Source organism: Martinezella lusitana (assembly GCF_010668395.1).
GTDB classification, from domain to species: domain Bacteria; phylum Pseudomonadota; class Alphaproteobacteria; order Rhizobiales; family Rhizobiaceae; genus Rhizobium; species Rhizobium lusitanum_A.
This window is the reverse complement of the sequence record NZ_WUEY01000037.1, coordinates 1-25,469: the sequence shown is the minus strand read 5'-3', so window position 1 is coordinate 25,469 and position 25,469 is coordinate 1. Positions and strand designations below refer to the sequence as shown.

Below are 25,469 nucleotides of genomic sequence, written 5' to 3'. Positions count from 1 at the left end.
TCCCCGGTCGCCACAAAAAAAATGCCGCCAGGAGGCGGCATTTTTATTTGCTGTCAGCGGATGACGCTCAGACGACTTCGCTGCTTTCGAAGGCGCCATGGCAGTGCTTGTACTTCTTGCCGGAGCCGCAGGGGCATGCCTCGTTGCGGCCGACGCGGCCCCAGGTTGCCGGGTTCTGCGGGTCGCGGTTTTCCGGCGGCACGAAGTTTTCGCTTACAAGCGAGAGCGGAGCGAATTCGTCCTCGCCGGTCGTCGCGTCGATATGGCGGCCCTGCATCGGCGGCGTTTCCGGCTCGGCAGGCTGCTGCACGAGTTCAACGCGCGAAAGCTGGGCGGTGACGGCCTGGCGCAGGTTGTTCAACAGCGCCTGGAACAGCTCGAAAGCTTCAGCCTTGTATTCCTGCAGCGGGTCGCGCTGGGCGTAGCCGCGGAAGCCGATGACCGAGCGCAGGTGGTCGAGGTTGACGATGTGTTCGCGCCAGAGGTTGTCCAGGGTCTGCAGCACGATGGAGCGCTCGACATAGGTCATGATCTCGGGGCCGAAGCGCTCCGCCTTCTCGGTCGCCGCTTTCTCCGCGGCCTCCGTCAGGCGGGTGCGGATATCGTCTTCCGCGATGCCCTCTTCCTTGACCCAGTCGTGGATCGGCAGATCGAGGTCGAAGAAGTTGGCGACGGCCGCCTTCAGGCCATCGGCATCCCACTGCTCGGCATAGGCGCGCTCGGGAATATGCTTGGAAACCAGATCCTCGATGACGTCGTGGCGCATGTCGCCGACAGTTTCGGTGAGGTCGGTCGCATCCATCAGCTCGACGCGCTGCTCGAAGATGACCTTGCGCTGGTCGTTCAGCACGTCGTCGTACTTCAGAACGTTCTTGCGGATATCGAAGTTGCGGGCTTCGACCTTCTTCTGGGCGCGTTCCAGTGCCTTGTTGATCCAGGGATGGACGATGGCTTCGCCTTCCTTGAGACCGAGCTTCTGCAGCATGCCGTCCATGCGGTCGGAGCCGAAGATGCGCATCAGGTCGTCCTGCAGCGACAGGTAGAATTTCGAGCGGCCGGGGTCGCCCTGACGGCCGGAACGGCCGCGCAGCTGGTTGTCGATGCGGCGGCTTTCATGGCGTTCGCTGGCGATGACGTAGAGACCGCCGGCGGCGATCGACCGCTGCTTGAGCTGCTGGATCTCCTCGGCGATCCTGGCGATCGCGGCGTCGCGCTCCGGACCGGGCTCGACATCGTGCAGATCGCGCTCGACGCGCATTTCGAGGTTGCCGCCGAGCTGGATGTCGGTGCCGCGACCGGCCATGTTGGTGGCGATCGTCACGGCGCCGGGAACGCCGGCCTGGGCGACGATATAGGCTTCCTGCTCATGGTAGCGGGCGTTCAGAACCTGGAAGTTGTTGAAGCCCTGCTTGCGCATGAGATCGGCAAGAAGTTCCGACTTTTCGATCGAGGTCGTGCCGACGAGCACGGGCTGATCGCGCTTGTGAGCATCCAGGATCTCGGCGATGATCGCCTTGAACTTCTCTTCATGCGTACGATAGACCTCGTCGTCTTCGTCGATACGCTTGATCGGCAGGTTGGTCGGCACTTCGATCACGTCGAGGCCGTAGATGTTGCCGAATTCTTCGGCTTCCGTCGCCGCCGTGCCGGTCATGCCGGCGAGCTTGTCGTACATGCGGAAATAGTTCTGGAAGGTGATCTGCGCCAGCGTCTGGTTTTCCGGCTGGATCTGCACCCGTTCCTTGGCCTCCAGCGCCTGGTGCTGGCCGTCGGAATAGCGGCGGCCCGGCATCATGCGGCCGGTGAATTCGTCGATGATGACGACTTCGTCGTTACGGACGATATAGTCCTTGTCGCGCTGGAAGAGTTTGTGGGCCTTGAGCGCGTTGTTGATGTGGTGGACGATCGCGACGTTCTCGACGTCGTAGAGCGATTCACCCTTCAACAGGCCGGCCTCGGCCAGCATGTTTTCGAGCTTCTCGGTGCCCTCTTCGGAGAAATTGGCCGAGCGCTGCTTTTCGTCGATTTCGTAATCGTCTTTCGTCAGGCCGGGAATGAAGGCATCGATCGTGATGTAGAGATCGGAGCGGTCGTCGAGCGGGCCGGAAATGATCAGCGGCGTGCGCGCTTCGTCGATGAGGATCGAGTCCACTTCGTCGACGATGGCGAAGCTGTGGCCGCGCTGAACCATCTGGGCGCGGTCGTACTTCATGTTGTCGCGCAGATAGTCGAAGCCGAGCTCGTTGTTGGTGCCGTAGGTGATGTCGCAGGCATAGGCGGCGCGTCGCTCGTCGTCGGACAAGCCATGGATGATGACACCCGTGGTCAGGCCGAGGAAGCTGTAGAGCCGGCCCATGGTGCCGCTGTCGCGCTGTGCCAGATAGTCGTTGACCGTAACGACATGGACGCCCTTGCCGGCAAGGGCATTCAGGTAGACCGGCAGCGTCCCGACCAGTGTCTTGCCTTCGCCCGTTTTCATTTCGGCGATGGCATTGGAATGCAGGATCATGCCGCCGACGAGCTGCACGTCAAAAGGTCGCATGCCGAGGACGCGGCGCGACGCTTCGCGGGCGACCGCGAAGGCGGGCACGAGAAGATCGTCGAGGGTCTTGCCTTCCGCGAGCTGCTGGCGGAACTCCACCGTCTTGGCGGCCAGAGCTTCATCGGACAGGGCGCGCATCTGCTGCTCGAGCGCATTGATTGCGGCGACTTGCGGCTGGAACGACTTGACCCTGCGGTCGTTGGACGAGCCGAACAACTTGCGGGCAATTCCACCTAGGCTGACCATGTGACTGGTCCTTTCTGAGATTTCATCCGGCCGCTTCCTGCTTAATCCATTCCCGAAAAAAACGGGCGTTTAGCATAAAACGGCCGGAAACTGTTCTGGACGCGAGGTTGCGTGACAGATAAGAGGGGGGTCGATTGATGTCAACGGGATTTGGCCGATACAGAAAGGCCACATTCTCCTGCTGAAGGCTTTTTCACGCCGGATTCACGTCTGTCGAGCCGGTCGAGACCACCGAAGGGTTATTTTATGTTGAAGTACAACAAACTTGCTGCTGCGGTTGCTTTCGCAGCAATCGTTACCTTCCAGGCTCCGGTCTTCGCGGCCGACGCCAAGGACCCCGTTGTCGCCAAGGTCGGCGATGTCGAAATCCATCAGTCCGAGCTCGATCTGGCAATCGCCAATCTCGATCCTCAGCTCGGCCAGCTTCCGGACGACCAGAAGAAGGTTGCCGCGCTTTCCGCTTCGATCGACGTGAAGCTGCTGTCGCAGCAGGCCGCCGCCGAGAAGCTCGACCAGACCCCGGATTTCCAGGCTCATATGGCCTATCTGCGTGACCGCGAGCTGCATAACGCCTTCTTCAAGGCCCATGTCGCCGACAAGATCACGGATGACGAGGTCAAGGCCCGCTACGACAAGGAAGTCGCAGCGCTGCCGAAGCAGGAAGAAGTCCACGCCCGTCACATTCTGGTGAAGACCGAGGACGAAGCCAAGGCGATCATCAAGGAACTTGACGGCGGCAAGGATTTTGCCGAACTGGCCAAGGAAAAGTCGACCGACCCGAACAAGGCCGATGGCGGCGATCTCGGCTATTTCGGCCATGGCCGCATGGTCAAGGAATTCGAAGACGCGGCTTTCGCTCTTCCGGTCGGCACCTACACGAAGACGCCGGTCAAGACCGATTTCGGCTGGCACGTCATCAAGGTCGAAGACAAGCGCAACGCTCCTCCTCCGCCGTTCGACCAGGTCAAGGACCAGGTTCGTCAGCTCGTCATGCGCGACAAGTATCTTGAGCTTCTGAACAAGGCCAAGACGGACACCAAGGTCGTCATCAACGACCCGGCGCTCAGCAAGGCCTATGACGATGCGCAGAAGCAGCAGGATGCGGCTCCGGCCGACGACGCCGTTGCTCCTGCGGATGGTGCGGCAGCGCCCGACGCTCAGCCGCAGCAGTAAGCAGTTGTAAGCAGAATCATCGGGGCCCGGTTTTTCCGGGCCTTTCACTGGAGCCGGATGATTTCAGGTCGATGCGACCTGAAATCATCCGGCTCCGGAATCAAAGAAGCAGAGCATGATGGCATCCGAAAACCGCCTACACTTTTCGGCATCATGCCCGTTGAGGTGGCTCTCATGTCCGGTTCCGTGTCTCCGCTCGCTCCCAAATCCTTCGCGTCCATGCCCGCTCTTCGCGGCGTGCGCATGACCACGGCGTCTGCCGGCATCAAGTACAAGAACCGCACCGACGTCCTGCTGATGGTCTTCGACAAGCCGGCGGCCGTCGCGGGTGTTTTCACCCGCTCGAAGTGCCCTTCGGCTCCTGTCGATTTCTGCCGCGCCAATCTGGCCCATGGCAGCGCGCGCGCCGTCGTCGTCAATTCCGGCAATGCCAATGCCTTCACCGGATTGAAGGGCCGACAGGCGACCGAACTGACTGCAAAATCGGCTGCCGCCGCCGTCGGCTGTGGTGAAAACGAAGTCTATCTTGCCTCGACAGGCGTCATCGGCGAGCCTCTGGACGCCACCAAGTTTGCCGGCGTGCTCGACACGATGGCGAAGGACGCGACAAGCGATTTCTGGTTCGAAGCGGCCAAGGCGATCATGACCACGGATACCTATCCGAAGGTCGCGACCCGCACCGCCGAGATCGGCGGCGTCACGGTGACCATCAACGGCATCGCCAAGGGCGCGGGCATGATCGCGCCCGACATGGCGACGATGCTCTCCTTCGTCGTCACGGATGCCGATATTTCTTCCGCCGCGCTGCAGACGCTGCTTTCCGATGGCGTCGGCCCGAGCTTCAATTCCATGACGGTCGACAGCGATACGTCGACCTCGGACACGCTGATGCTGTTTGCAACCGGCGCTGCCGCGGCTGACGGGCAGGCGCATATCGACCGCGCCGACGATCCGAAGCTTGCCGGCTTCCGTGCAGCCCTCAACGAACTGCTGAAGGATCTCGCCATCCAGGTCGTTCGCGACGGCGAAGGCGCGACGAAGATGCTCGAAATCACCGTCACCGGTGCCGAGAACGATGGCGCCGCCAAGCGGATCGCTCTTTCGATTGCCAATTCGCCGCTGGTCAAGACTGCAGCCGCCGGCGAGGATGCCAATTGGGGCCGTGTCGTCATGGCCGTCGGCAAGGCCGGCGAGATGGCGGATCGCGACAAGCTTGCCATCTGGTTCGGCGATGTCCGCGTCGCCGTCAATGGCGAGCGGGATGGCTCCTATTCCGAGGAAGCGGCCTCGAACGTGATGAAACAGCAGGATATTCCGGTGAAGGTCGATCTCGGCCTCGGCAATGGTCGCGCAACGGTATGGACCTGCGACCTGACGAAGGAATATGTTGCCATCAACGGCGACTACCGGAGCTGATATTCTGCTGATGCATGCGCATTCCACGATGAACAAGCTGCCTTTGGTGCGCAGGCTCGAAGCCGTCGGCTTCCGGGCATGGCCTGCTTCGTCCGTGCAGTACGACGGCAGCTGGCAGGTGCGGCTGACGGCCGGGCATCCCTCGAAGCGACTGAACTCGGTCGTGCCGCTCGACCCCTCGGATCATCGCGATCTCGAAATCCGGCTGGCGAAGGCGCAGCGCAAGTTCGAGGCCTATGGCAGGCCGATGGTGGTGCGCGAGACGCCGCTCGCCTCGTCGCAGCTGATCGACCTCCTGCAGAAGCGTGGCTGGACGCGGTTTGACGAGACGCTCGTCATGATCGCCGATCTGGTCGATCTGGAATTGCCGGATATGCTGGATCACCTGCCGAGCCACGATGTGGGACGGTTCGTCGATGCCAGTCTCGTCGTCGATGAGGCGGACCCCGCTTTAAAGCCGGCGCTGGCGGAGGTGGTGAGCAGCATCAAGCCACCATCGGGGCTTTTCGTCATCGAGAACGACGACGCCGGGCCCGTGGCGACGACCCTTTGCGTGCAGGACAATGATCTTGCCGGCATTCTGTCGGTTGCGGTTTCGCCGCAGCACAGGCGCAAGGGTCTTGGCGCCGAGATCCTGACATCGGCATTGCGTTGGGCGCGGATGCGCAGCGCCAAGGCTGCGTGGCTTCAGGTCGGCGCCGACAATGTGCCGGCTCTGGCACTTTATGCCAGCTTCGGCTTCCGCGAGGCCTATCGCTATTGCTATTGGCAACCTCCGGGGGACGCATGAGCGAAGCAGGCCGCAAGATCCTTCTCGTCGCCGCCTGCGCGCTTATCGATGCCGATGGCCGCATCCTGCTGGCGCAGCGTCCGGAAGGCAAATCACTCGCCGGCCTCTGGGAATTTCCGGGCGGCAAGGTCGAGGCCGGCGAAACGCCCGAGGAAACGCTTGTGCGCGAGCTTCAGGAAGAACTCGGCATCCAGACCAAGATCGCCTGCCTGGCGCCGCTGACCTTTGCCAGCCACACCTATGAAACCTTTCATCTGCTGATGCCGCTCTACATCTGCCGGCGCTTCGAGGGCATCCCGCGCGGCCAGGAAGGGCAGGCGCTCAAGTGGGTTCGGCCGCAGGCCCTGCGCGACTATCCGATGCCACCAGCCGACGAGCCGTTGATCCCGTTCCTGCAGGATCTGCTTTAAGAGTCAGGCCCGGTGCTTCCACTGCTGTTTGCCCTGGTAGAATTGCGCTGGATTAGATTTCCTTGAAGCGGAAGTTCGACTTGGCGAGCTGATCGAGATTGTTCTCCATAGCCTCTCGATGGGAAGGTCCTGTCTTCGGTGTTCTCCGGAGCAACTCCGTCAGCATTTCCGACTGTCTGGTTGAATTCCGTCGGATTGCCTCCAGATGTTCCAACATCAATCCGAAGGTGAAAATCACGGCGCCGCAAAATGCATAGGCAAGCGCGGCGATCAACCCCGCGACAAAGCCGCCAATGCCTCCGATGAAAAGCATCGAGACAGCCAGCACGATCGCGAGGGCGACAATGATGCCGCCGACGGCTTTGAACAATCCTACCATGCATTAGCTCTACTACAACCTATGAGGATATCATGCTTCATAGGTTGCATCGGAAAGATTGAATGTCAATCTCAACTTATTAGTGCATTTACTTGAAGCTATTCTTTTGCGTGTTGTCCTGAGGGGAATTTGTCGCCTGATGATGCGTTCGCTCTCTTTTGAGTTCGCGGCGCACATATTCGGCGCATCCGGAAACGACTCGCAGCAAGTATGGTTAACGAAAATTAGCCATTTTAAATCAGGCTCATAACCCGAATCGGACACTGTCCCGGAATTTTACGTCTCATTAATTTGCATGTGGATATTAAGGGATCGTTTATGACCTTCTGGCATTCAATGCTCTCAATCAAGCAGTTGTTGGGTGCGTTAAAGAAGGCTTGACACAATGGACGACGATTTCTGGAAAGCTGTTCGCGAAAAGGAGCAGTCCTATTCCACGTCGCGCAAGACGGGCGCGTTGAATATCGCTCTGCTGTTCGGTACGGCGGCGGTCGCGCTTTCGCTTATCCTGACGCCAATGCTCTCCGACAAATCGAAGTCGCGCGTGCTTGCGAGCGCACCGGATCTCGACAATATTACGACCGGTTCTATCCCTCAGACCGAGAACGGCAAGCGTTACACGATCCGCCGCAGCGTGCTGCAGCATGAGCCGGGTTCGGTCTGTGTCGTTCAGGGTTACGGCGCCGACAGCGGCTGCTGACAATTGCATGAGCATAGCTTGCCGGATGCCATGACGAGCATCGGATTCACTTGATGTTGATGTCCAATGCTGGGGCTGGGAGCTTTGAGCGCATGCGTTCCGTACGGCGTATTTTCAATGACAAGACCGGCGCGACGGTCATCGAATATGGCCTGATCGCCGCCTTGATGTCGGCAGCGATCATCAGTGGCGTCGGCGCCTTCGGCGGCAGCCTTTCGGAGGTGTTCAACACACTCTCCAACACGGTTCAGAATTCGACAGCTTCCAGTAATTGATTTGCCGCGGGGCCGGCCGCTATTGCTTGAGCTTGTGCTCCTCGACCTTGAGCGCATCGGCGAGCCGCGTCTTGGCGGAGCCCGGTCGCAGCGGCTTCTGCTGGCTTTCGTGCGGCGTCCAGCCTGACAGGTAGATGATCGAGAATGTCGCCCTGATCCGGCCGTCCGGATCGGAATAGCGTTCGGCGTAGAGTTCCGCCGCACGCAGGAAGAAGGCGCGCGTCAATGGCTTGCGGCTGCGGTCGACGAGCGGGTTGGTCATGCCCATGGCGCGCAGGTCGCGCATTAGGGCAAACAGATTGTCGTAGCGCACCGTATAGGTCTCGGCGTCGATGACGGGCAGGGTGAAGCCGGCGCGCTGCAAGAGACCGCCGACATCGCGGACGTCGGCAAAGGGGATGACGCGCGGGCTGGCGCCCCCGGTCAGCTCGACCTCGGCCGCGAGCAGCACGTCGCGCAGCTCCTGCAGGGTTCCGGAGCCGGGGATCGCCGCCAGGAAAAGACCATCCGCCTTCAGCGCCCGGCGGATTTGGATGAAGACGCCGGGCGTGTCGTTGGTGACGTGCAGGCTCAGCGGCGAGAGCACGAGATTGACCGTTTCAGCCTCCAGCGGCAATTCCTCCGGCGGCGCCTCGATGACGGTCTCATCGGGGGCAGCAAAGCCCAACTCGCTTTCGATCCTTCTCAGATGTCCGATCTTGCCAGTCGCCAGAGCCAGGCGAGCAGCAATGCCGGTCGCGCCATGCAGCTCGACCGCCTCGTCGAAATGGCGCTCGGTAACAGCCAGCCGTTCCGCTAGTTCGCCGGCTGCAATGTCAAGCAGGAAAGCAGCCTTCTGGTCGCCTTGTCTCAATGCCCGGCGTTTGCGGGCCGCAAGCAGCGATTGGTCGAACACGATTTCCATGGCGATTTCCTGCGATATCATCAATTGGGCGAGATGGTGGGCATGTGTGTTTTCCCTTCGCAAAGCCTGCGGGAAAAAGCTAGTCTCCATCATATGGGAATGATGGGGCACGAAATCACCTTATCCATGCTGGGTGCCGGGCTGAAGAAGCCCTGGCTGGCGCTCGCCGATCTCGTCTATCCGCCCGCCTGTCCGGGTTGCGGGGTTTCGGTCGGCGCGCATCGCGGTCTCTGCCCGGCTTGCTGGTCCGGTATTCGCTTCATCGAGCGGCCCTATTGCGAGGTTCTGGGCAGCCCGTTTTCCCACGATCTCGGTGCTGGCATTCTCAGCGCCGAAGCGATCGCCGATCCACCCGTCTTCGATCGCCTGCGCTCCGCCGCCGTTCATGACGGTATCGTGCGGGATCTTGTTCTCAGCCTGAAATACCGCGATCGCACCGATCTGGCGCCGATGATGGCCGGATGGATGCTGCGCGCCAGCGATGGCACCGTCGCCGGCTGCGATGCGATCATTCCCGTGCCGCTGCACCGGGCGCGGCTGTTTGGGCGCAAGTATAATCAGGCGGCCGAACTTGCCCGCCATGTCGCCCGCCTGTCGGGCAAGCCTTTGCTGGCTACGGCGCTCCTGCGCGTCAAGCGCACGAGCCGGCAGGTCGGCCTTGGGGCGAAGGCGCGGCAGGACAATGTGCGCGGCGCTTTCACCGTCTCCGAGCACCGGGCGGCCGATATATTCGGCCGGCGCATCGTTCTGGTCGATGACGTCTATACCACCGGAGCGACCGTGGCGGCTGCGACGCGAGCCTTGAAGAAAGCAGGTGCGGCCGATGTCTCGGTTTTGACCTTTGCAAGGGTCGTCGGCCATCTTATATGAAATTCAGTATGAGCTTTTCCGGAGTGGATCATGGCATCCGTCGTTATCTATACGCGTGAATTCTGCGGCTATTGCGCCCGCGCGAAATCGCTGCTCGAATCCAAGGGCGTCGATTATGTCGAACACAACGCAACCTATTCGCCGGAGCTGCGGCAGGAGATGATCGCCAAGGCGAAGGGGGCTTCCACCTTCCCGCAGATCTTCATCAACGGCGAGCATGTCGGCGGCTGCGACGATATCCATGCGCTCGACCGGGCCGGCAAGCTCGATCCGATGCTGGCAGCCTGACCTGTCTTGACGAAGGAGAAACCGATGAGCTTCAAGGCTGCCGCCATCCAGATGTGTTCCGGTGTCGATCCGGTGAAGAACGCGGCTGACATGGCGCGTCTGGTGCGCGATGCCGCGTCGCAGGGCGCCATCTATGTGCAGACGCCGGAAATGACGGGTGCGGTGCAGAAGGATCGCCCGGGCCTGCGTGCCGTCCTGCGCGACGAACCGAACGATATCATCGTCAAGACGGCGTCCGAGCTGGCGAAGGAGCTCGGCATTCATCTTCATATCGGTTCGACCGCCATTGCGCTCGACGACGGCAAGATCGCCAATCGCGGCTTCCTTTTCGGTCCTGACGGCAAGCTCATCAATCGTTACGACAAGATCCACATGTTCGATGTCGATCTCGACAATGGCGAAAGCTGGCGCGAAAGCGCCGTCTATCGGCCGGGATCGGAAGCGCGCATCGCGTCGCTTCCTTTTGCCGAGCTCGGCTTTTCCATCTGCTACGACGTGCGCTTCCCGCAGCTCTTCCGCGCCCAAGCCGTTGCCGGCGCCGAGGTGATGACGGTGCCTGCCGCCTTCACCAGGCAGACGGGCGAGGCGCATTGGGAAATCCTGCTGCGCGCCCGCGCCATCGAAAACGGCATGTTCGTCATTGCCGCCGCGCAGGCCGGCAAGCATGAGGACGGCCGCGAAACCTTCGGTCATTCGATGATTATCGATCCCTGGGGCAAGGTGCTGGCATCGGCCGGCGGCACCGGCGAGGCTGTCGTCATCGCCGAGATCGATGTCGCGGCGGTGAAGTCGGCCCATGACAAAATTCCCAATCTGAAGAATGCGCGCGAATTCTCGCTGGAGAAGATTGCGACGCCGGCGGCTGGAGGCGTCGCTGCTTGATCCGTTACTCCCTCAGCTGCGACAATGCCCACGAATTCGAGGGCTGGTTTTCCGAAAGTGCCGATTTCGACCGTCAGGTTGAAAGCGGCTTCCTGACGTGCCCGGTCTGCAATTCGGCTGCGATTTCCAAGCTCCTGATGGCGCCTTCGGTTTCGACCGCGCGTAAAAAGGACGAGATGCAGACGCTGGCCATGGATGCCGCCCGCAAGGAAGCGTTGGTCAAGCTCAAGGAGGCGGTCGAGGCCATCAAATCCAATGCCGAGGATGTCGGCACGAAGTTTCCGGAAGAGGCTCGCAAGATCCACTATGGCGAGGCGGATGCGCGCGGAATCATCGGCAAGGCGACGCCGGACGAGGCGCAAGCGCTTGTCGAGGAAGGCATCGAGATCGCCGCCATCCCCGTGCTGCCCGACGATATCAATTGATGCCGGCTGAGGTGGGGAGCCTGCACCCCCCTCTGTCCCTATCGGGACATCTCCCCCACAAGGGGGGAGATTGTTGGGAGTTTGCCGCTCGTCTCTCAAAAACAATAGGCTATGATTTCTGCAGGCTCGATGTTTATTTGTTGTGAAGAGGGTGCTCCAGGTCGCCGATCTCCCCCTTGTGGGGGAGATGTCACGAAGTGACAGAGGGGGTATCAGAGCTTCAGTAGCCGCAGTGTTGCTGGCATGGCGATATCACGCGGCCCGCTTGGCCACCAACATGTAGTTGACGTCCATATCCTTCGAGAGGTTCCACCGATCCTGCAGCGGCGAATAGAAGACGCCGGTGCGGGTTACGATGTCGAGGCCGTTTGCGGCAAGCGGCTTTTCGATTTCTTCGGGGCGCACGAGCTTTTCATACTGGTGGGTGCCGCGCGGCAGCCAGCGCAGCACGTTTTCCGCCGCGAAAATGGCAAGGGCTGCCGCCTTCATGGTGCGGTTGATGGTCGCAACGAACATCAGGCCGCCGGGCCGCACCATTTTCGCGCAGGTGGACAGGAAGAACTCGACGTCGGCAACGTGCTCGACCACTTCCATGTTCAGCACGATATCGAAGGTCTCGCCGGCCTCGGCCAGCTGCTCGGCGGTGACGGCGCGATAGTCGACGGAAACGCCGGACGCCTTCGCGTGCGTCGAGGCAATGCCGATGTTCTTCTCGGAGGGGTCGGCGCCGACGACCGAGGCGCCCATGCGCGCCATCGGCTCGGACAGCAGGCCGCCGCCGCAGCCGATATCGAGCACGCGCAGGCCTTCCAGCGGCCTGCTGCTCTTCGGATCCCGCTCGAAATTCTCGCAGGCGCGGTCACGAATATAGGCCAGGCGCACGGGGTTGAACTTGTGCAAGGGCTTGAACTTGCCGGTCGGGCTCCACCACTCGGCCGCCATGGCGGAAAAACGGTCCACTTCGCTCTGGTCGATCGTGCTCTTTGCCGTTTCGCTCATGGCTTACTCCGTGATTGGCGTCGTTCCGCGGCTCGGACGACCGCAGGCAATAATTCTGATCCGAGATGTGAAGTCGGACGATCGACACGCGATGTCAAGGGCTGCGACTTTCGATCACCTGTGGGGTATCCCGCTCGGGAGGCGCGAATTGCGATACCGAGGTTGACATGGAGGTATCGTATGGCCGATCAATCGCCCGGGCTGTCAAACGGACTTTCAGAACCGGGATCGATTCCGATCAACCGGCTTGCAGAGGAGTTCCTCATGAGACTATTCCGTCTCGCGACTGCTATCGCCATCGGCTGCCTCGCGGCCGGCCATGCATATGCCGGAGACGGCAAGGGGTTTCGCCTGGCGATCGATGGCGTGGAGGTGGGCATCAATCCCGGCGATGCGCTCGACGTCACCCTGAAGGATGGCCGCAAGGTTTCGGTGGAGCTGCAGCGCAGCGAATCCGTGACGTTCACCGGCGGCAAATTTTCCTTCGATCATGACGGCAAGTTTACGGTCGCAAAGACCGATCTTGGTGGCGGCGTGCAGCAATATGCGCTGATGACGCCGATCGGCACCGGCATCATCGTTCAGGAGTACAAGGGCCTCAATCCGACCGGAATTACGGATTTCGTGCTGCAGCAGATGGTGCAGGAAAGCATCAGCGGCGGTGCCAAGATGACCAAGGAGACGACGCAGCGCACGCTTCCGGGCGGCAGTGTGCTCAAGGGCGTGAAGGCCGAGACGACCACGGACAACGACGTCATGGATTACGAGATCGTCGCGACCGGCCGGCCGGAGGGCGGCGTGCTCGTTGCGACCTTCCTCAACAAGGAAAACATCCCGAAGGAAGGCGCCATTCTGAGCAAGCTTTGGTCGAGCCTAAAAGTGGAGTATTAAAGAATAGTTTTAGGCGTATCGGGCGGTTGATGCTATTGCGCCCGCCTGACAAACTCGCTAAGAGACGGCCCCATTGAGATCCCGCTTTTCCGGCTACCGAACTGGAAGGGCGATTTTGCATGTCGGGCTTTCTGCATTCAGCCGCCCGGCGCAGGGTACTGGTAGAGGCACATGGCACGCATCGTGATGAAATTCGGCGGAACTTCCGTCGCGGATCTGGACCGTATCAGGAATGTGGCACGCCATGTGAAACGCGAGGTCGATGCCGGCCATGAGGTGGCGGTCGTCGTTTCCGCGATGTCCGGCAAGACCAACGAGCTGGTCGGCTGGGTCCAGAACATGCCGAAAGTCGCGGGTGCAAATCATTCGATCTACGACGCGCGCGAGTATGACGCGATCGTCGCCTCGGGCGAGCAGGTGACTTCAGGCCTGCTGGCGATCGCGCTGCAGGCCATGGGCATCAATGCCCGCTCTTGGCAGGGCTGGCAGATCCCGATCCGGACCGACAACGCACACGGCGCGGCGCGCATTCTCGAAATCGACGGCGGCGAGATGATCCGCCGCATGGGAGAGGGCCAGGTGGCCGTCGTCGCCGGCTTCCAGGGGCTCGGTCCCGACAATCGCATCTCGACGCTCGGACGCGGCGGTTCCGATACCTCGGCGGTGGCGATCGCAGCTGCCGTGAAGGCCGATCGCTGCGATATCTATACCGATGTCGACGGCGTCTACACCACCGATCCGCGCATCGAGCCGAAGGCACGCCGCCTGAAGAAGATCGCCTTCGAGGAAATGCTCGAAATGGCGTCTCTTGGCGCCAAGGTATTGCAGGTGCGCTCGGTCGAGCTGGCCATGGTGTTCAAGGTTCGCACCTTCGTGCGCTCTTCTTTCGAGGATCCCGATGCTCCGGGCATGGGCGATCTGCTCAACCCGCCCGGAACGCTGATTTGTGACGAGGATGAAATCGTGGAACAGGAAGTAGTCACCGGCATTGCCTATGCCAAGGATGAGGCCCAGATCTCGCTGCGCCGTCTCGCCGACCGGCCGGGTGTCTCCGCCGCGATCTTCGGGCCGCTGGCCGAAAGCCACATCAATGTCGACATGATCGTCCAGAACATCTCCGAGGACGGGTCCAAGACCGACATGACCTTCACGGTTCCTTCCGGCGATGCGGAGAAGGCGCTGCGCGTTCTCGGCGAGAACAAGGAAAAGATCGGCTACGATGTCGTCCAGAGCGAATCAGGCCTGGTCAAGGTGTCGGTCATCGGCGTCGGCATGCGTTCGCATGCGGGCGTGGCCGCGACCGCTTTCCGGGCACTTGCCGAAAAAGGCATCAACATCAAGGCTATTACGACGTCAGAAATCAAGATTTCCATCCTGATTGACGGTCCTTATGCAGAACTCGCAGTCAGGACTTTGCATTCCTGCTACGGTCTGGATAAGAGTTGATTCAGGACTGCTGACGACGGACCGTTACGGAGGCGAGTTTCGGCCGGCCCTGACGTGGGCAAGACAGGCATGACATCTTGATTCGGGAGCTAGTGGCGCAATGAGAGACCTATCCGGCGGTCCACGCGTTCTGCTCAAGCGGCTACGCGAGTTGATGGCGGAGCCGCTGGAGCCGCAGGAGCGTCTTGACCGGATCGTCCGCCAGATTGCCAGCAACATGGTTGCCGAGGTGTGCTCGGTCTATGTGCTGCGTGCGGACGGCGTTCTCGAACTTTACGCCACCGAAGGCCTCAACAAGGAAGCCGTCCACCTTTCGCAATTGAAGATGGGACAGGGCCTCGTCGGCACGATTGCCGCTTCCGCCCAGCCGCTCAACCTTTCGGACGCGCAATCGCATCCCGCCTTCCGCTACCTGCCGGAAACCGGCGAAGAGATTTACCACTCCTTCCTCGGCGTGCCGATCCTGCGCACGGGCCGGTCGCTCGGCGTTCTCGTCGTGCAGAACAAGGCGAGCCGCACCTACCGCGAGGAAGAGCTGGAAGCGCTCGAAACGACGGCCATGGTGCTGGCCGAGATGATCGCCACCGGCGAGCTGAAGAAGATCACCAAGCCCGGCCTGGAGCTCGATCTCACCCGCTCGGTCACCATCGACGGCGATACCTATAATGAAGGCATCGGCCTCGGCTATGTCGTGCTGCACGAGCCGCGCATCGTCGTCACCAACCTGCTGAACGAAGATGCAGACAAGGAAATCGGCCGCCTGGCCGAGGCGCTCGGCTCGCTGCGCATCTCGATCGACGACATGCTGTCGCGTCGCGACGTCTCCATGGAAGGCGAGCATCGCGAGGTGCTTGAAACCTACCGCATGTTCGCGCACGACCAGGGCTGGGTGCGCAAGCTCGAGGAAGCCGTCCGCAACGGTCTGACCGCGGAAGCGGCGGTCGAAAAGGTGCAGAGCGATACGAAGGCGCGCATGATGCGCCTGACCGACCCGTATCTTCGCGAGCGCATGCACGATTTCGAGGATCTGGCGAACCGGCTGCTGCGGCAGCTCATCGGACATTCGGGCCGCACCAGTGCCGAAGGGTTCCCGAACGACGCGATCATCTTCGCGCGCGCCATGGGCGCGGCAGAACTGCTCGATTATCCGCGCGCCAACATTCGCGGCCTGGTGCTGGAGGAAGGCGCGGTTACCAGCCACGTCGTCATCGTCGCCCGCGCCATGGGCATTCCCGTCGTCGGGCAGGCGACAGGCATCGTCGCGCTCGCGGAAAACGGTGATCCGGTCATCATCGATGGCGATGGCGGCTATGTGCATCTGCGGCCGATGGCCGATCATCAGCGCTCCTATGAAGAAAAGGTGCGGTTCCGCGCCCGCCGGCAGGAACAGTTCCGCGCCTTGCGTTCGGTCGAGCCGGTCACCAAGGACGGGCAGCGCATTTCGCTCCTGATGAATGCCGGCCTGCTGGTCGATCTGCCGCAGCTTGCCGAATCCGGCGCCGAGGGCATCGGCCTGTTCCGGACCGAGCTGCAGTTCATGATTGCCTCGACCATGCCGAAGGCGGAAGAGCAGGAAGTATTCTATCGCAATGTCCTGAAGCAGGCAGGCGGGCGCGTCGTCACCTTCCGGACGCTCGACATCGGCGGCGACAAGGTCGTTCCCTATTTCCGCGCGCATGAGGAAGAAAACCCGGCGCTCGGCTGGCGGGCTATCCGTCTCTCGCTTGACCGCCCCGGCCTGCTGCGCACGCAGCTTAGGGCCATGCTGAAGGCGGCGGCCGACAGCGAGTTGAAGATGATGGTGCCGATGGTCACGGAGGTCTCCGAGATCAAGGCCGTGCGCGAACTCGTGCAGAAGGAAGTGCAGCACCTCTCGCGCTTCGGGCATGGCCTGCCGCGCAAGCTGCAGTTCGGCGCCATGCTGGAGGTGCCGGCGCTGCTGTGGCAGCTGGACGAGCTGATGGCGGAAGTCGATTTCGTCTCGGTCGGCTCCAACGACCTGTTCCAGTTCTCGATGGCGGTGGATCGCGGCAATGCGCGGGTGTCGGATCGGTTCGATCCGCTCGAACGGCCGTTCCTGCGCATCCTGCGCGATATCGTGCGCGCCGGCGAGCGCAACAAGACGCCGGTGACGCTGTGCGGCGAGCTGGCCGGCAAGACGATTTCGGCGATGGCCTTGTTGGGCATCGGCTTCCGTTCGGTCTCGATGTCGCCGGCGTCGATCGGCCCGGTCAAGGCCATGCTGCTCGGGCTTGACCTCAGGGCCCTGTCGGATGTCATGGAGACCGCGCTGGATGACAAGCAGCCGACGACTTCCATGCGGGAGATCCTTGTGCGCTTTGCCGAGAGCCACAATATTCCGCTTTAGCGCGTGATCCTGAAAAACACGAAGCGGTTTCCGGGCAAGATCATGCGCATCACATCAAAGCTGACATAATAAGAAGAATTGGAGTCCAGGGTGGCGAAGCTCCCCGTTGAAAAAATGCGCGAGTTGGAACGCCGTTTCGGCGAGATCGAGGCGCGCATGTCCGCCGGCCCTGCCGCGGATGTCTATGTGAAGCTTGCTTCCGAATATTCCGAACTGCAGCCGGTCGTCACCAAGATCCGCGACTATGAGCGCGCTATCGCCGAAGCTGCCGATCTTGAAACCATGCTCTCCGACAAGTCCGTCGACCGCGAAATGCGCGATCTCGCCGAAATGGAGCTGCCCGAGGTCAAGGAGCGCATCGAGACGCTGGAAAAGGATATCCAGATCGAGTTGCTGCCGAAGGACGCAGCCGACGAGAAGAGCGCCATCCTCGAAATCCGCGCCGGCACGGGCGGCTCGGAAGCCGCGCTGTTCGCTGGCGATCTTTTCCGCATGTACGAGCGGTTCGCGGCCAGCAACGGCTGGAAGGTGGAAGTGCTTTCCTCCAGCGACGGCGAAGCGGGGGGCTTCAAGGAAATCATCGCCACGATCAGCGGCAAGGGGGTATTCTCCCGGCTGAAGTTCGAATCCGGTGTCCATCGCGTGCAGCGCGTGCCGGAAACCGAAGCCGGCGGGCGCATCCATACCTCGGCGGCAACCGTTGCCGTGCTGCCCGAAGCCGAGGAAATCGATATCGAGATCCGGCCCGAGGATATCCGCATCGATACCATGCGTTCATCGGGCGCCGGCGGCCAGCACGTCAACACCACGGACTCGGCCGTGCGCATCACGCATCTTCCCTCCGGCATCGTCGTCACGAGCTCGGAAAAGTCGCAGCATCAGAACCGCGCCAAGGCCATGCAGGTGTTGCGTTCGCGCCTGTTCGACATGGAGCGCCAGCGCGCCGACAGCGCGCGTTCCGCCGACCGCAAGAGCCAGGTCGGCTCAGGCGACCGGTCCGAACGCATCCGCACATACAATTTCCCGCAGGGGCGCGTCACCGACCATCGCATCAACCTGACGCTCTACAAGCTCGACCGGATGATGATCGGCGAGATCGACGAGGTGGTCGATGCGCTGCTGGCGGACTATCAGGCGAGCCAGCTCGCCCAGCTCGGCGAACAGACATGAGCGGCGGGCAGGGGCCGACGGTATCCGGGCTCCTGCAGGAGGTGCGCGCCCGCTTTGCCGAGGCCGATCTCGACGATCCCGCCACGGAGGCGCGCATTCTTGTCGGCGGGCTTCTCCGCCTTCCCGCCACCGGGCTCGTGACGCGAGGCTCCGAGGCCGTGTCAGCGGAAGATGCGGCGACGGTGCGAAACGCTATTGCCCGCAGGCTCAACCATGAGCCGGTTCACCGAATTCTTGGGGAGCGGGAATTCTACGGCCTCTCCCTGCGGCTCTCGGCGGCAACGCTCGAACCGCGGCCTGATACCGAAATTCTCGTCGATACGATGCTACCGCATATGCGGCGCCTTGAATCCGGGCTCGGCAATCTCCATATCCTGGATCTGGGAACGGGAACCGGAGCCATTTGTCTGGCCCTGCTCCATGAGAGCCCGAAAGCAACGGGTGTAGGTTCCGATGTATCCAGCGAAGCGCTGGAAACCGCTCGCGGGAACGCTGAGCGAAATGGCCTGGCGGCGCGGTTTCGTACCGCGCATGGAAGCTGGTTTGACGCCATCCACGAACGTTTTCATGTGATTGTCTCAAATCCGCCCTATATTGCGTCTAGTGTCATTTCCACTCTCGCTCCAGAAGTAAAGGATTTCGATCCTCCCGCGGCCCTTGACGGGGGCCTTGATGGGCTGGATGCATATAGAGCGATCGCAAAGGATGCGGCGCGGTTTCTGCACCCGGATGGGATGATAGGGGTGGAGATCGGTTACGATCAGCGTGAAACGGTGACTTCGGTTTTTGAAGGAGCAGGGTTCTCCCTCGTCGAGGCGGTTCGTGACTACGGCCAGAACGACAGGGTGCTTGTGTTTGAATTTCAACATTAGCGAGACATTCTGCGGCAGATCTGTGGAACCGCTGTTGTTATCGCAAAGAAAAAGCTTGGATTTCCTGAGGAAGCAATATAGGTTGCGCTCACGCGTTGGGCGGCTGGGAATGAACGAGACGATTCGTTTATCTTGGACAGCCTCGGGGATCTGCTCTTTGGTAAGAGTGTCAAAGGTTGAAGATAACCCAATGCGTGATCAGTTTAATCTGACGTAGTCGAGCGGCAGACCGGCGCTAAAGCGCAGTTTGCTTGCGGCACGCAGGCCCTGGTTCGGGAGTGTCCGGACCACGGCGGCAGGTGTCGTGTATGATTTTATCCCAACGAAGAGAATTCAGGTGAAGGATCTATGAGGCCAGGACAGCAGAACAAGCGCGGTCGGGGGCGTGGTAACAACAACGGCGGCGGCGGCGGAAATAACAACAACAACAACAATTTCAACCGCAAGGGCTCGAACCCGCTGACCAGGACTTACGACAGCTCCGGTCCCGATGTGAAGATCCGCGGAACCGCACAGCATATCGCCGAGAAATACGCGGCTTTGGCGCGCGATGCTCAAAGCTCCGGCGACCGCGTTATGGCTGAAAACTACCTGCAGCATGCCGAACACTACAATCGGATCATTGCCAGCGCCCAGGCGCAGATGCAGGAGCGCTACCAGCGCGAAGATCAACACAATTACAACGACCGCGATGCTGCAGACCGCGATATCGACGATATCGATGCACACGAGATCGACGATCAGCCGCAGATGGCTCAGCCCGTGGCTCGTCCGCCGGCTGCCGCCGCTCCGGCTCCCGAGCCCGAAGTCATCAACGGCACGGGCCCCCAGCCGGTAATCGAAGGCATTCCGGCCGAAGTCGCGATCGAGGAGGAAACTCCGGCGGTCGCCGCTACCGAGCGTCAGCCGCGTCGTCGCAGCACCGGCAGCCGTCCGCGCCGTCAGCCGCGCCGCGGCGCTGCGGCAGGCGATGGAGAAGGCCAGGGCGAAGAAGCTTCGGGCGAAGCCCCTGCTCTGGTGGAAGCCACCTCCGAATAAGTTGCTCGCTTCCGTCGAGGCGATCTGGACTATCGAAGCGAAGAAATCGGGAATGGCGGCAAAAGGCCGCCATTCCTTTTTTTATGCGAGCCAACGGCTTTTCGGGCCATTCCGGGTGGCTTTAATCGAGGATGCGCGTGGAACGGCACGCATCGGTTTTTCCACTCGGCTGCCCTTTAAACTCTTCAAATACCCTCCCATATTCTCCTTAGTTGCTCTGCCGCAAATCTCAATGGCGGAAGGGCGGGGCCTGCCTCTTGAGGGGGCTCAATCTCAATCATCGGTCTGCGCCGGTCAGGGCAGGGCGATCCATGGAGGTCTAGATATGAATATTGAAAAATACTCCGAGCGGGTGCGTGGTTTTCTGCAATCCGCCCAGACGAATGCGCTTGCGCAGGGCAATCAGCAATTTGCTCCCGAACATGTATTGAAGGTGCTGCTGGACGACGATCAGGGCATGGCGTCCTCGTTGATCGAGCGCGCCGGAGGCGATGCAAAGGCCGCCCGCCTTGCCAATGACGCAGCGCTTGCCAAGCTGCCGAAGGTTTCCGGCGGTGATGGCCAGATCTACCTTTCTCAGCCGCTCGCCAAGGTTTTTGCCGCCGCCGAGGAAGCCTCGAAGAAAGCCGGTGACAGCTTCGTCACCGTCGAACGTCTCCTGCAGGCGCTGGCGATCGAGCCGACGGCTTCGACGTCCGCGACGCTGAAGAAGGCCGGCATCACGCCCGTTGCCCTCAATCAGGTCATCAACGATATCCGCAAGGGCCGCACGGCCGACTCCGCCAACGCGGAGCAGGGTTTCGATTCCTTGAAGAAGTATGCTCGCGACCTCACCGCCGAGGCCCGCGAAGGCAAGCTCGACCCGGTGATCGGCCGCGACGACGAAATCCGCCGCACGATCCAGGTTCTGTCGCGCCGTACCAAGAACAACCCCGTGCTCATCGGCGAGCCCGGCGTCGGCAAGACGGCAATCGTCGAAGGCCTGGCGCTGCGCATCGTCAATGGCGATGTGCCGGAATCGCTGAAGGACAAGAAGCTGATGGCGCTCGACATGGGCGCCCTGATTGCCGGTGCGAAGTTCCGTGGCGAGTTCGAGGAGCGGCTGAAGGCCGTGCTCAACGAAGTGCAGGCGGAAAACGGCGAGATCATCCTGTTCATCGACGAAATGCATACGCTGGTCGGTGCCGGCAAGGCCGATGGCGCCATGGATGCGTCCAACCTGCTGAAGCCCGCTCTTGCCCGTGGCGAACTTCATTGCGTCGGTGCGACCACGCTTGACGAATACCGCAAGCATGTCGAGAAGGATCCGGCGCTTGCCCGCCGCTTCCAGCCCGTCATGGTCGAAGAGCCGACCGTCGAGGATACGATTTCGATCCTGCGCGGCCTGAAGGAAAAATACGAGCAGCACCACAAGGTCCGCATCGCCGATGCCGCCCTGGTGGCCGCGGCGACCTTGTCGAACCGCTACATCACCGACCGCTTCCTGCCGGACAAGGCCATCGACCTGATGGACGAAGCGGCAGCGCGTCTGCGCATGCAGGTGGATTCGAAGCCGGAAGAGCTCGACGAACTCGATCGTCGCATCATCCAGCTGAAGATCGAGCGCGAAGCATTGAAGAAGGAAACCGACCAGGCCTCGGCCGATCGGCTGAAGCGGCTGGAGACCGAGCTTACCTCGCTGGAAGAGGAAGCCGATGCGCTGACCGCGCGCTGGCAGGCCGAAAAGCAGAAGCTGGGCCTTGCCGCCGATCTGAAGAAGCAGCTCGACGACGCCCGCAACGAGCTGGCGACCGCCCAGCGCAAGGGTGAATTCCAGCGGGCGGGCGAGCTTGCCTATGGGGTGATCCCCAATCTGGAGAAAGAGCTCCACGCCGCGGAAGAGCAGGATAGTGCCCGCGATTCCATGGTGCAGGAAGTGGTGACCGCCGACAACATCGCCCAGGTCGTTTCCCGCTGGACCGGGATTCCCGTGGACAAGATGCTGGAAGGCGAGCGCGACAAGCTGCTCCGGATGGAGGACGAGCTGGCAAAGTGGGTGGTCGGCCAGGGCGACGCCGTTCAGGCGGTCTCGCGCGCCGTTCGCCGCTCGCGTGCCGGCCTGCAGGATCCGAACCGGCCGATCGGCTCGTTCATCTTCCTCGGCCCGACCGGCGTCGGCAAGACGGAGCTGACCAAGGCGCTTGCCCGCTTCCTCTTCGACGACGATACGGCAATGGTGCGTATCGACATGTCGGAATACATGGAGAAGCACTCCGTGGCCCGGCTGATCGGCGCTCCTCCCGGCTATGTCGGCTATGAGGAAGGCGGCGCGCTGACCGAAGCCGTCCGCCGCCGGCCCTACCAGGTCGTGCTGTTCGACGAGATCGAGAAGGCGCATCCCGATGTCTTCAACATCCTGCTCCAGGTTCTGGACGACGGACGCTTGACGGACGGGCAGGGCCGCACGGTCGACTTCCGCAACACGATGATCATCATGACCTCCAACCTGGGCGCCGAATATCTGACCCAGTTGAAGGACGGCGATGACAGCGATCAGGTGCGTGAGCAGGTGATGGAAGTGGTCCGGTCGCATTTCCGGCCGGAGTTCCTCAACCGTGTCGACGAGATCATTCTGTTCCATCGCCTGAAGCGCGATGAGATGGGCGCGATCGTCGATATCCAGCTGGAGCGGCTGTTGAAGCTGCTGTCGGAACGCAAGATCACGCTCGAGCTCGACGAGGATGCCCGCAACTGGCTGGCCAACAAGGGCTATGATCCGGTCTATGGTGCAAGGCCTCTGAAGCGGGTGATCCAGAAGTATGTCCAGGACCCGCTCGCCGAGCAGATCCTTTCCGGGCAGATTCCGGATGGCTCCGTCGTCAAGGTCACCAGCGGATCGGACCGGTTGTTGTTTCGCTCGCGCCAGGCTGTGAACGAAGCGGCCTAAGCGGCAATGAACGAATAGCTACGGATGGCGGCCTTCGGGCCGCCATTTTGCTGTCGGCTGCGGAGGCTACTTGCTGGCGACCTGCTTCGTCTTGTCGTCGCTGAGCAGCGTATCGATACGCTTGCGCTCCTCCTGGAACTTGGCGAGCGCGTCGCCGTCGAGCGACTTGCCGCCGGGGAGGCGAATCCGCAGCGGATCGACCTTCGTGCCGTTGACGATGAGCTCGTAGTGCAGGTGGGGCCCGGTTGCGAGGCCGGTCGAGCCGATAAAGCCGATCACCTGCCCCTGCACCACTTTCGCGCCCGGAACGATGCCCTTGGCGATGGCGCTCTGGTGGTTGTAGGAGGACACGTAGCCATTGGCATGGCGGATGAGCGTCTGGTTGCCGAAGCCGCCCGAATCCCAGCCCGCCTTCTCGACGATGCCGCTGCCGGCCGCGATGATCGGGGTGCCGCGTGGCGCTGCCCAGTCGACGCCGGTATGCATGCGCGCGAAGCCGAGGATCGGGTGGCGGCGCATGCCGAAGCCGGATTTGAAGATGCCTGTGGGAACGGGATTGCGCAGCAGGAATTGCCGGATGCTCTTGCCGTTTTCGTCGAAATAATCGATCGAGTGGTCGGCTGGATCCTCGAAGCGGTAGAAGCGCGTCACGTTATCGCCGAATCTGGCATTGACGTAGAGCAGCTCGGAATCGGCCGTCGCCTGTCCCTTGTCGTCGGCGACCGAGAAGAAGGCTTCCAGAGAATCCGTGGGTTTCAGCTGTGCCTGGAAGTCGACGTTGCTCGCGAGCAGCTTGACGACCTGCGCCACCATCTCCTTGCTCATGCCGTAGGAAAGGGCGGCGCGATAGATGCCGTCGTAGACGCTCGGCAGATCGCGGCCGGCGGCAGAGGCGGGGGCGTCGTTGTCGAATGCCGTGGCGATGGCGTCGAGCATCGGCGGCGCGCTGCCGGCGACGAAGTCGCCATGGTCGTTCTGGGCGATGGTGAGCAGATGGTTCGTGCCGCGATAGATGCTGGCGCGAATGATCTTGGCCTGCTCGCCCTTCTGGAGGATGCCGATGCGCAGCACATCGCCGGTGGAAACATTGGCCGAGCCGAAGAGCGGCTGTATTTTCGCGGCGACATCGTCCGCGTCCGCCTTCAGGTAGCCGGCCCCCGTCAGCGCCGTAGCGATCGGCATGCTTTCGCGAACCGGTATGATGTCGTCGGCGAATTCTTCCGTCTGCGCGGTCACGGCTTCCGGAGCGGCGACCGACATGTTCTCCTCGACGATGCGGGCGGCAAGGCCGGCGGTCAGGTCGACATCGGAATCGTCGTTGGCGAACCGGCGTGGATCGACATAGTAGAGCGCCGAAAGCTGCGTATTGCCGTCGGCGAGCACCGAGCCGTTGGAGCGGACGTTCTCCTCGACTTCCTCAAGCGACATCGAGCCGGCGAGCTGGAAAGGAATATCCTTGGCGGGGAAGGGCACCGTCTTCAGGCTGACTTCGGATTCCACGTCCGATCCGTAGATCGCCCCGGTCTTGTTGGCCGGCGGCGGGATGTTTTCGTCGGCGGAAAAGATCGCCAGCGGATCGAAGGGCGGATAGCTCTCGTTGGCGATGCGGTTGGTGGCGAGCGCGATCTTCACATGAGCGAAGGGCTGGCGCCGTACCACTTCCTTGTCCCCGTCGCGCACGACCGTCGAAACCTCGAGGATATTGCGATCGGAGGGTTTCGAGGCGATTGCGGTGGAAATCAGCCGGCCGCCGCGGGTGACCTGATCGTCCGAGGCGTCGTGGCTGTCGGCCGTCGCATATGCCTCGGCCGGGATGGCCAATTGCTGGCGACCGTCGAGTGCGGCAAACAGGGCGACGCCCATGAGGATGCTGGACGTGACGCCCGTCAGGAAGGTGCCGGAAAGCCACCGGAGCGAAACCTCGCGCCGATCCGGCGCCCGCCTGCCATCGGCCAGGATTGGCGGCTCGTTGCCGAGCGATCGGAGCATCATCTTGTCCGTCATCATGCCGATCGTGATCCGCTTCCTTTCCGCGAGCCCCAGGCTGGGGGCGAAGATGTGCATATTTATGACAGGGGTGTCAAATCAGACGCCCGCTTTTCACGTCGAGCGACGTTCTATTTCCCGTAAAATGCTAGGGGTACCTGAGCAGGCAAGGCGAGCAAAGGCGCCGGTTCGCGGCATGGTTCGCTATTACACCACTTATATGGGGCGCTTCCCGGCGGGATATCTGTGGGTATTTTGCCGTCCATTTCCGATGGTGACGGGGTGTTCATAAAACTCTCATAAGAATCAATCAGTTATTTGTTTTTTGATTTTTTCCAAAAACGGCTGTTGACTATATCGGGTTGGGGGGTCTATAAGCCCGATCACTGACGAGGGCGGCGGCGCTGCTGGCGACGAAGTCCTTCGCTCTAGTGTTTCCTGGATTGGCTGCGATGCTGATTGTTGGTTCTGGG

General features: G+C 61.5%; 22 protein-coding genes. 17 read left to right on the top strand and 5 right to left on the bottom strand.

Features of this window, described 5'->3' with window-relative positions:
* Positions 1-67: 67 nt before the first annotated feature.
* Positions 68-2,788 carry a preprotein translocase subunit SecA gene (gene secA / locus GR212_RS34875; protein WP_163994287.1) on the bottom strand — a complete coding sequence of 907 codons (2,721 nt, stop codon included), beginning with the start codon at positions 2,786-2,788 and terminating at the stop codon, positions 68-70.
* 246 nt (positions 2,789-3,034) lie between these two features.
* Between secA and GR212_RS34870 the strand changes: the two genes are divergently transcribed.
* The 4 genes from GR212_RS34870 to mutT all read left to right on the top strand — a co-directional run bounded on the left by GR212_RS34870 (position 3,035) and on the right by mutT (position 6,577).
* Positions 3,035-3,961, top strand: coding sequence for a peptidylprolyl isomerase (locus tag GR212_RS34870; RefSeq protein ID WP_163994284.1), 927 nt, complete (start codon positions 3,035-3,037; stop codon positions 3,959-3,961).
* A 174-nt stretch (positions 3,962-4,135) separates the two neighbouring features.
* Positions 4,136-5,377, top strand: coding sequence for a bifunctional glutamate N-acetyltransferase/amino-acid acetyltransferase ArgJ (gene argJ / locus GR212_RS34865; RefSeq protein WP_163994282.1), 1,242 nt, complete (start codon positions 4,136-4,138; stop codon positions 5,375-5,377).
* The gene (locus GR212_RS34860) at positions 5,346-6,167 is read left to right on the top strand and encodes a GNAT family N-acetyltransferase (RefSeq protein ID WP_432444433.1); all 822 of its coding nucleotides are present in this window, start codon (positions 5,346-5,348) and stop codon (positions 6,165-6,167) included. The genes argJ and GR212_RS34860 overlap by 32 nt, the downstream gene beginning before the upstream one ends.
* On the top strand, positions 6,164-6,577 hold the full coding sequence (mutT, locus tag GR212_RS34855) for an 8-oxo-dGTP diphosphatase MutT (RefSeq protein WP_163994278.1): 414 nt from the start codon (positions 6,164-6,166) through the stop codon (positions 6,575-6,577). Before GR212_RS34860 ends, mutT begins: the two co-directional genes overlap by 4 nt.
* A 52-nt stretch (positions 6,578-6,629) precedes the next feature.
* On the opposite strand, the gene GR212_RS34850 is transcribed toward mutT, so the two are convergent.
* A complete protein-coding gene (locus GR212_RS34850) occupies positions 6,630-6,956 on the bottom strand; it encodes a hypothetical protein (RefSeq protein WP_163994275.1) in 327 nt (108 codons plus the stop codon).
* Between the two features lie 385 nt (positions 6,957-7,341).
* Between GR212_RS34850 and GR212_RS34845 the strand changes: the two genes are divergently transcribed.
* Together GR212_RS34845 and GR212_RS34840 are read left to right on the top strand one after the other, a co-directional pair.
* Positions 7,342-7,656 carry a hypothetical protein gene (locus tag GR212_RS34845; RefSeq protein WP_163994272.1) on the top strand — a complete coding sequence of 105 codons (315 nt, stop codon included), beginning with the start codon at positions 7,342-7,344 and terminating at the stop codon, positions 7,654-7,656.
* A gap of 92 nt (positions 7,657-7,748) precedes the next feature.
* The gene (locus tag GR212_RS34840; protein ID WP_163994269.1) at positions 7,749-7,931 is read left to right on the top strand and encodes a Flp family type IVb pilin; all 183 of its coding nucleotides are present in this window, start codon (positions 7,749-7,751) and stop codon (positions 7,929-7,931) included.
* A 19-nt stretch (positions 7,932-7,950) separates the two neighbouring features.
* Here GR212_RS34840 and GR212_RS34835 read toward each other — a convergent pair whose 3' ends face one another.
* Positions 7,951-8,835: a methyltransferase domain-containing protein gene (locus GR212_RS34835; protein ID WP_163994265.1), complete on the bottom strand. Its 885-nt coding sequence runs from the start codon at positions 8,833-8,835 to the stop codon at positions 7,951-7,953.
* 93 nt (positions 8,836-8,928) lie between these two features.
* Between GR212_RS34835 and GR212_RS34830 the strand changes: the two genes are divergently transcribed.
* From GR212_RS34830 to GR212_RS34815, 4 genes are read left to right on the top strand one after another with little or no spacing between them, the layout of a single operon-like run.
* Positions 8,929-9,705, top strand: coding sequence for a ComF family protein (locus tag GR212_RS34830; RefSeq protein ID WP_163994335.1), 777 nt, complete (start codon positions 8,929-8,931; stop codon positions 9,703-9,705).
* Positions 9,706-9,735: 30 nt separating this feature from the next.
* Positions 9,736-9,993: a glutaredoxin 3 gene (grxC, locus tag GR212_RS34825; protein ID WP_163994262.1), complete on the top strand. Its 258-nt coding sequence runs from the start codon at positions 9,736-9,738 to the stop codon at positions 9,991-9,993.
* Positions 9,994-10,017: 24 nt separating this feature from the next.
* The gene (locus tag GR212_RS34820; protein ID WP_163994259.1) at positions 10,018-10,875 is read left to right on the top strand and encodes a carbon-nitrogen hydrolase family protein; all 858 of its coding nucleotides are present in this window, start codon (positions 10,018-10,020) and stop codon (positions 10,873-10,875) included.
* Complete coding sequence (locus GR212_RS34815; RefSeq protein ID WP_163994256.1) at positions 10,872-11,300, top strand: DUF1178 family protein; 429 nt, start codon at positions 10,872-10,874, stop codon at positions 11,298-11,300. The genes GR212_RS34820 and GR212_RS34815 overlap by 4 nt, the downstream gene beginning before the upstream one ends.
* 252 nt (positions 11,301-11,552) lie before the next feature.
* On the opposite strand, the gene ubiG is transcribed toward GR212_RS34815, so the two are convergent.
* Positions 11,553-12,299 (bottom strand): bifunctional 2-polyprenyl-6-hydroxyphenol methylase/3-demethylubiquinol 3-O-methyltransferase UbiG, encoded by a 747-nt coding sequence (ubiG, locus tag GR212_RS34810; protein WP_163994254.1) that lies wholly within the window; start codon positions 12,297-12,299, stop codon positions 11,553-11,555.
* A 264-nt stretch (positions 12,300-12,563) separates the two neighbouring features.
* On the opposite strand from ubiG, the gene GR212_RS34805 reads away from it, so the two are divergent.
* The 7 genes from GR212_RS34805 (at position 12,564) to clpB (ending at position 23,010) form a co-directional block, all read left to right on the top strand.
* Positions 12,564-13,190: a hypothetical protein gene (locus GR212_RS34805; RefSeq protein WP_163994251.1), complete on the top strand. Its 627-nt coding sequence runs from the start codon at positions 12,564-12,566 to the stop codon at positions 13,188-13,190.
* A 171-nt stretch (positions 13,191-13,361) separates the two neighbouring features.
* A complete protein-coding gene (locus GR212_RS34800; RefSeq protein WP_163994249.1) occupies positions 13,362-14,636 on the top strand; it encodes an aspartate kinase in 1,275 nt (424 codons plus the stop codon).
* A 100-nt stretch (positions 14,637-14,736) separates the two neighbouring features.
* Entirely contained in the window at positions 14,737-17,004 is a 2,268-nt protein-coding gene (gene ptsP, locus GR212_RS34795) for a phosphoenolpyruvate--protein phosphotransferase (protein WP_163994247.1), read from the top strand.
* Positions 17,005-17,094: 90 nt separating this feature from the next.
* On the top strand, positions 17,095-18,174 hold the full coding sequence (gene prfA, locus GR212_RS34790; RefSeq protein WP_163994245.1) for a peptide chain release factor 1: 1,080 nt from the start codon (positions 17,095-17,097) through the stop codon (positions 18,172-18,174).
* Positions 18,171-19,046, top strand: a complete 876-nt coding sequence (gene prmC / locus GR212_RS34785) for a peptide chain release factor N(5)-glutamine methyltransferase (RefSeq protein ID WP_163994243.1) — start codon at positions 18,171-18,173, stop codon at positions 19,044-19,046. Before prfA ends, prmC begins: the two co-directional genes overlap by 4 nt.
* 348 nt (positions 19,047-19,394) lie before the next feature.
* Positions 19,395-20,084, top strand: a complete 690-nt coding sequence (locus GR212_RS34780; protein WP_163994241.1) for a DUF4167 domain-containing protein — start codon at positions 19,395-19,397, stop codon at positions 20,082-20,084.
* Between the two features lie 325 nt (positions 20,085-20,409).
* Complete coding sequence (gene clpB, locus GR212_RS34775; protein ID WP_163994239.1) at positions 20,410-23,010, top strand: ATP-dependent chaperone ClpB; 2,601 nt, start codon at positions 20,410-20,412, stop codon at positions 23,008-23,010.
* Between the two features lie 66 nt (positions 23,011-23,076).
* Here the strand turns inward: clpB and GR212_RS34770 are convergent, their stop codons facing one another.
* Positions 23,077-25,017 (bottom strand): M23 family metallopeptidase, encoded by a 1,941-nt coding sequence (locus GR212_RS34770; protein WP_163994237.1) that lies wholly within the window; start codon positions 25,015-25,017, stop codon positions 23,077-23,079.
* Positions 25,018-25,469: the final 452 nt, after the last annotated feature.

Bases quoted from the DNA above. Each gene is read 5' to 3' on its own strand.
- secA (WP_163994287.1), bottom strand. From the start codon at position 2,788: ATGGTCAGCCTAGGTGGAATTGCCCGCAAGTTGTTCGGCTCGTCCAAC.
- GR212_RS34870 (WP_163994284.1), top strand. From the start codon at position 3,035: ATGTTGAAGTACAACAAACTTGCTGCTGCGGTTGCTTTCGCAGCAATC.
- argJ (WP_163994282.1), top strand. From the start codon at position 4,136: ATGTCCGGTTCCGTGTCTCCGCTCGCTCCCAAATCCTTCGCGTCCATG.
- GR212_RS34860 (WP_432444433.1), top strand. From the start codon at position 5,346: ATGTTGCCATCAACGGCGACTACCGGAGCTGATATTCTGCTGATGCAT.
- mutT (WP_163994278.1), top strand. From the start codon at position 6,164: ATGAGCGAAGCAGGCCGCAAGATCCTTCTCGTCGCCGCCTGCGCGCTT.
- GR212_RS34850 (WP_163994275.1), bottom strand. From the start codon at position 6,956: ATGGTAGGATTGTTCAAAGCCGTCGGCGGCATCATTGTCGCCCTCGCG.
- GR212_RS34845 (WP_163994272.1), top strand. From the start codon at position 7,342: ATGGACGACGATTTCTGGAAAGCTGTTCGCGAAAAGGAGCAGTCCTAT.
- GR212_RS34840 (WP_163994269.1), top strand. From the start codon at position 7,749: ATGCGTTCCGTACGGCGTATTTTCAATGACAAGACCGGCGCGACGGTC.
- GR212_RS34835 (WP_163994265.1), bottom strand. From the start codon at position 8,835: ATGGAAATCGTGTTCGACCAATCGCTGCTTGCGGCCCGCAAACGCCGG.
- GR212_RS34830 (WP_163994335.1), top strand. From the start codon at position 8,929: ATGGGAATGATGGGGCACGAAATCACCTTATCCATGCTGGGTGCCGGG.
- grxC (WP_163994262.1), top strand. From the start codon at position 9,736: ATGGCATCCGTCGTTATCTATACGCGTGAATTCTGCGGCTATTGCGCC.
- GR212_RS34820 (WP_163994259.1), top strand. From the start codon at position 10,018: ATGAGCTTCAAGGCTGCCGCCATCCAGATGTGTTCCGGTGTCGATCCG.
- ubiG (WP_163994254.1), bottom strand. From the start codon at position 12,299: ATGAGCGAAACGGCAAAGAGCACGATCGACCAGAGCGAAGTGGACCGT.
- GR212_RS34805 (WP_163994251.1), top strand. From the start codon at position 12,564: ATGAGACTATTCCGTCTCGCGACTGCTATCGCCATCGGCTGCCTCGCG.
- GR212_RS34800 (WP_163994249.1), top strand. From the start codon at position 13,362: ATGGCACGCATCGTGATGAAATTCGGCGGAACTTCCGTCGCGGATCTG.
- ptsP (WP_163994247.1), top strand. From the start codon at position 14,737: ATGAGAGACCTATCCGGCGGTCCACGCGTTCTGCTCAAGCGGCTACGC.
- prmC (WP_163994243.1), top strand. From the start codon at position 18,171: ATGAGCGGCGGGCAGGGGCCGACGGTATCCGGGCTCCTGCAGGAGGTG.
- GR212_RS34780 (WP_163994241.1), top strand. From the start codon at position 19,395: ATGAGGCCAGGACAGCAGAACAAGCGCGGTCGGGGGCGTGGTAACAAC.
- clpB (WP_163994239.1), top strand. From the start codon at position 20,410: ATGAATATTGAAAAATACTCCGAGCGGGTGCGTGGTTTTCTGCAATCC.
- GR212_RS34770 (WP_163994237.1), bottom strand. From the start codon at position 25,017: ATGATGACGGACAAGATGATGCTCCGATCGCTCGGCAACGAGCCGCCA.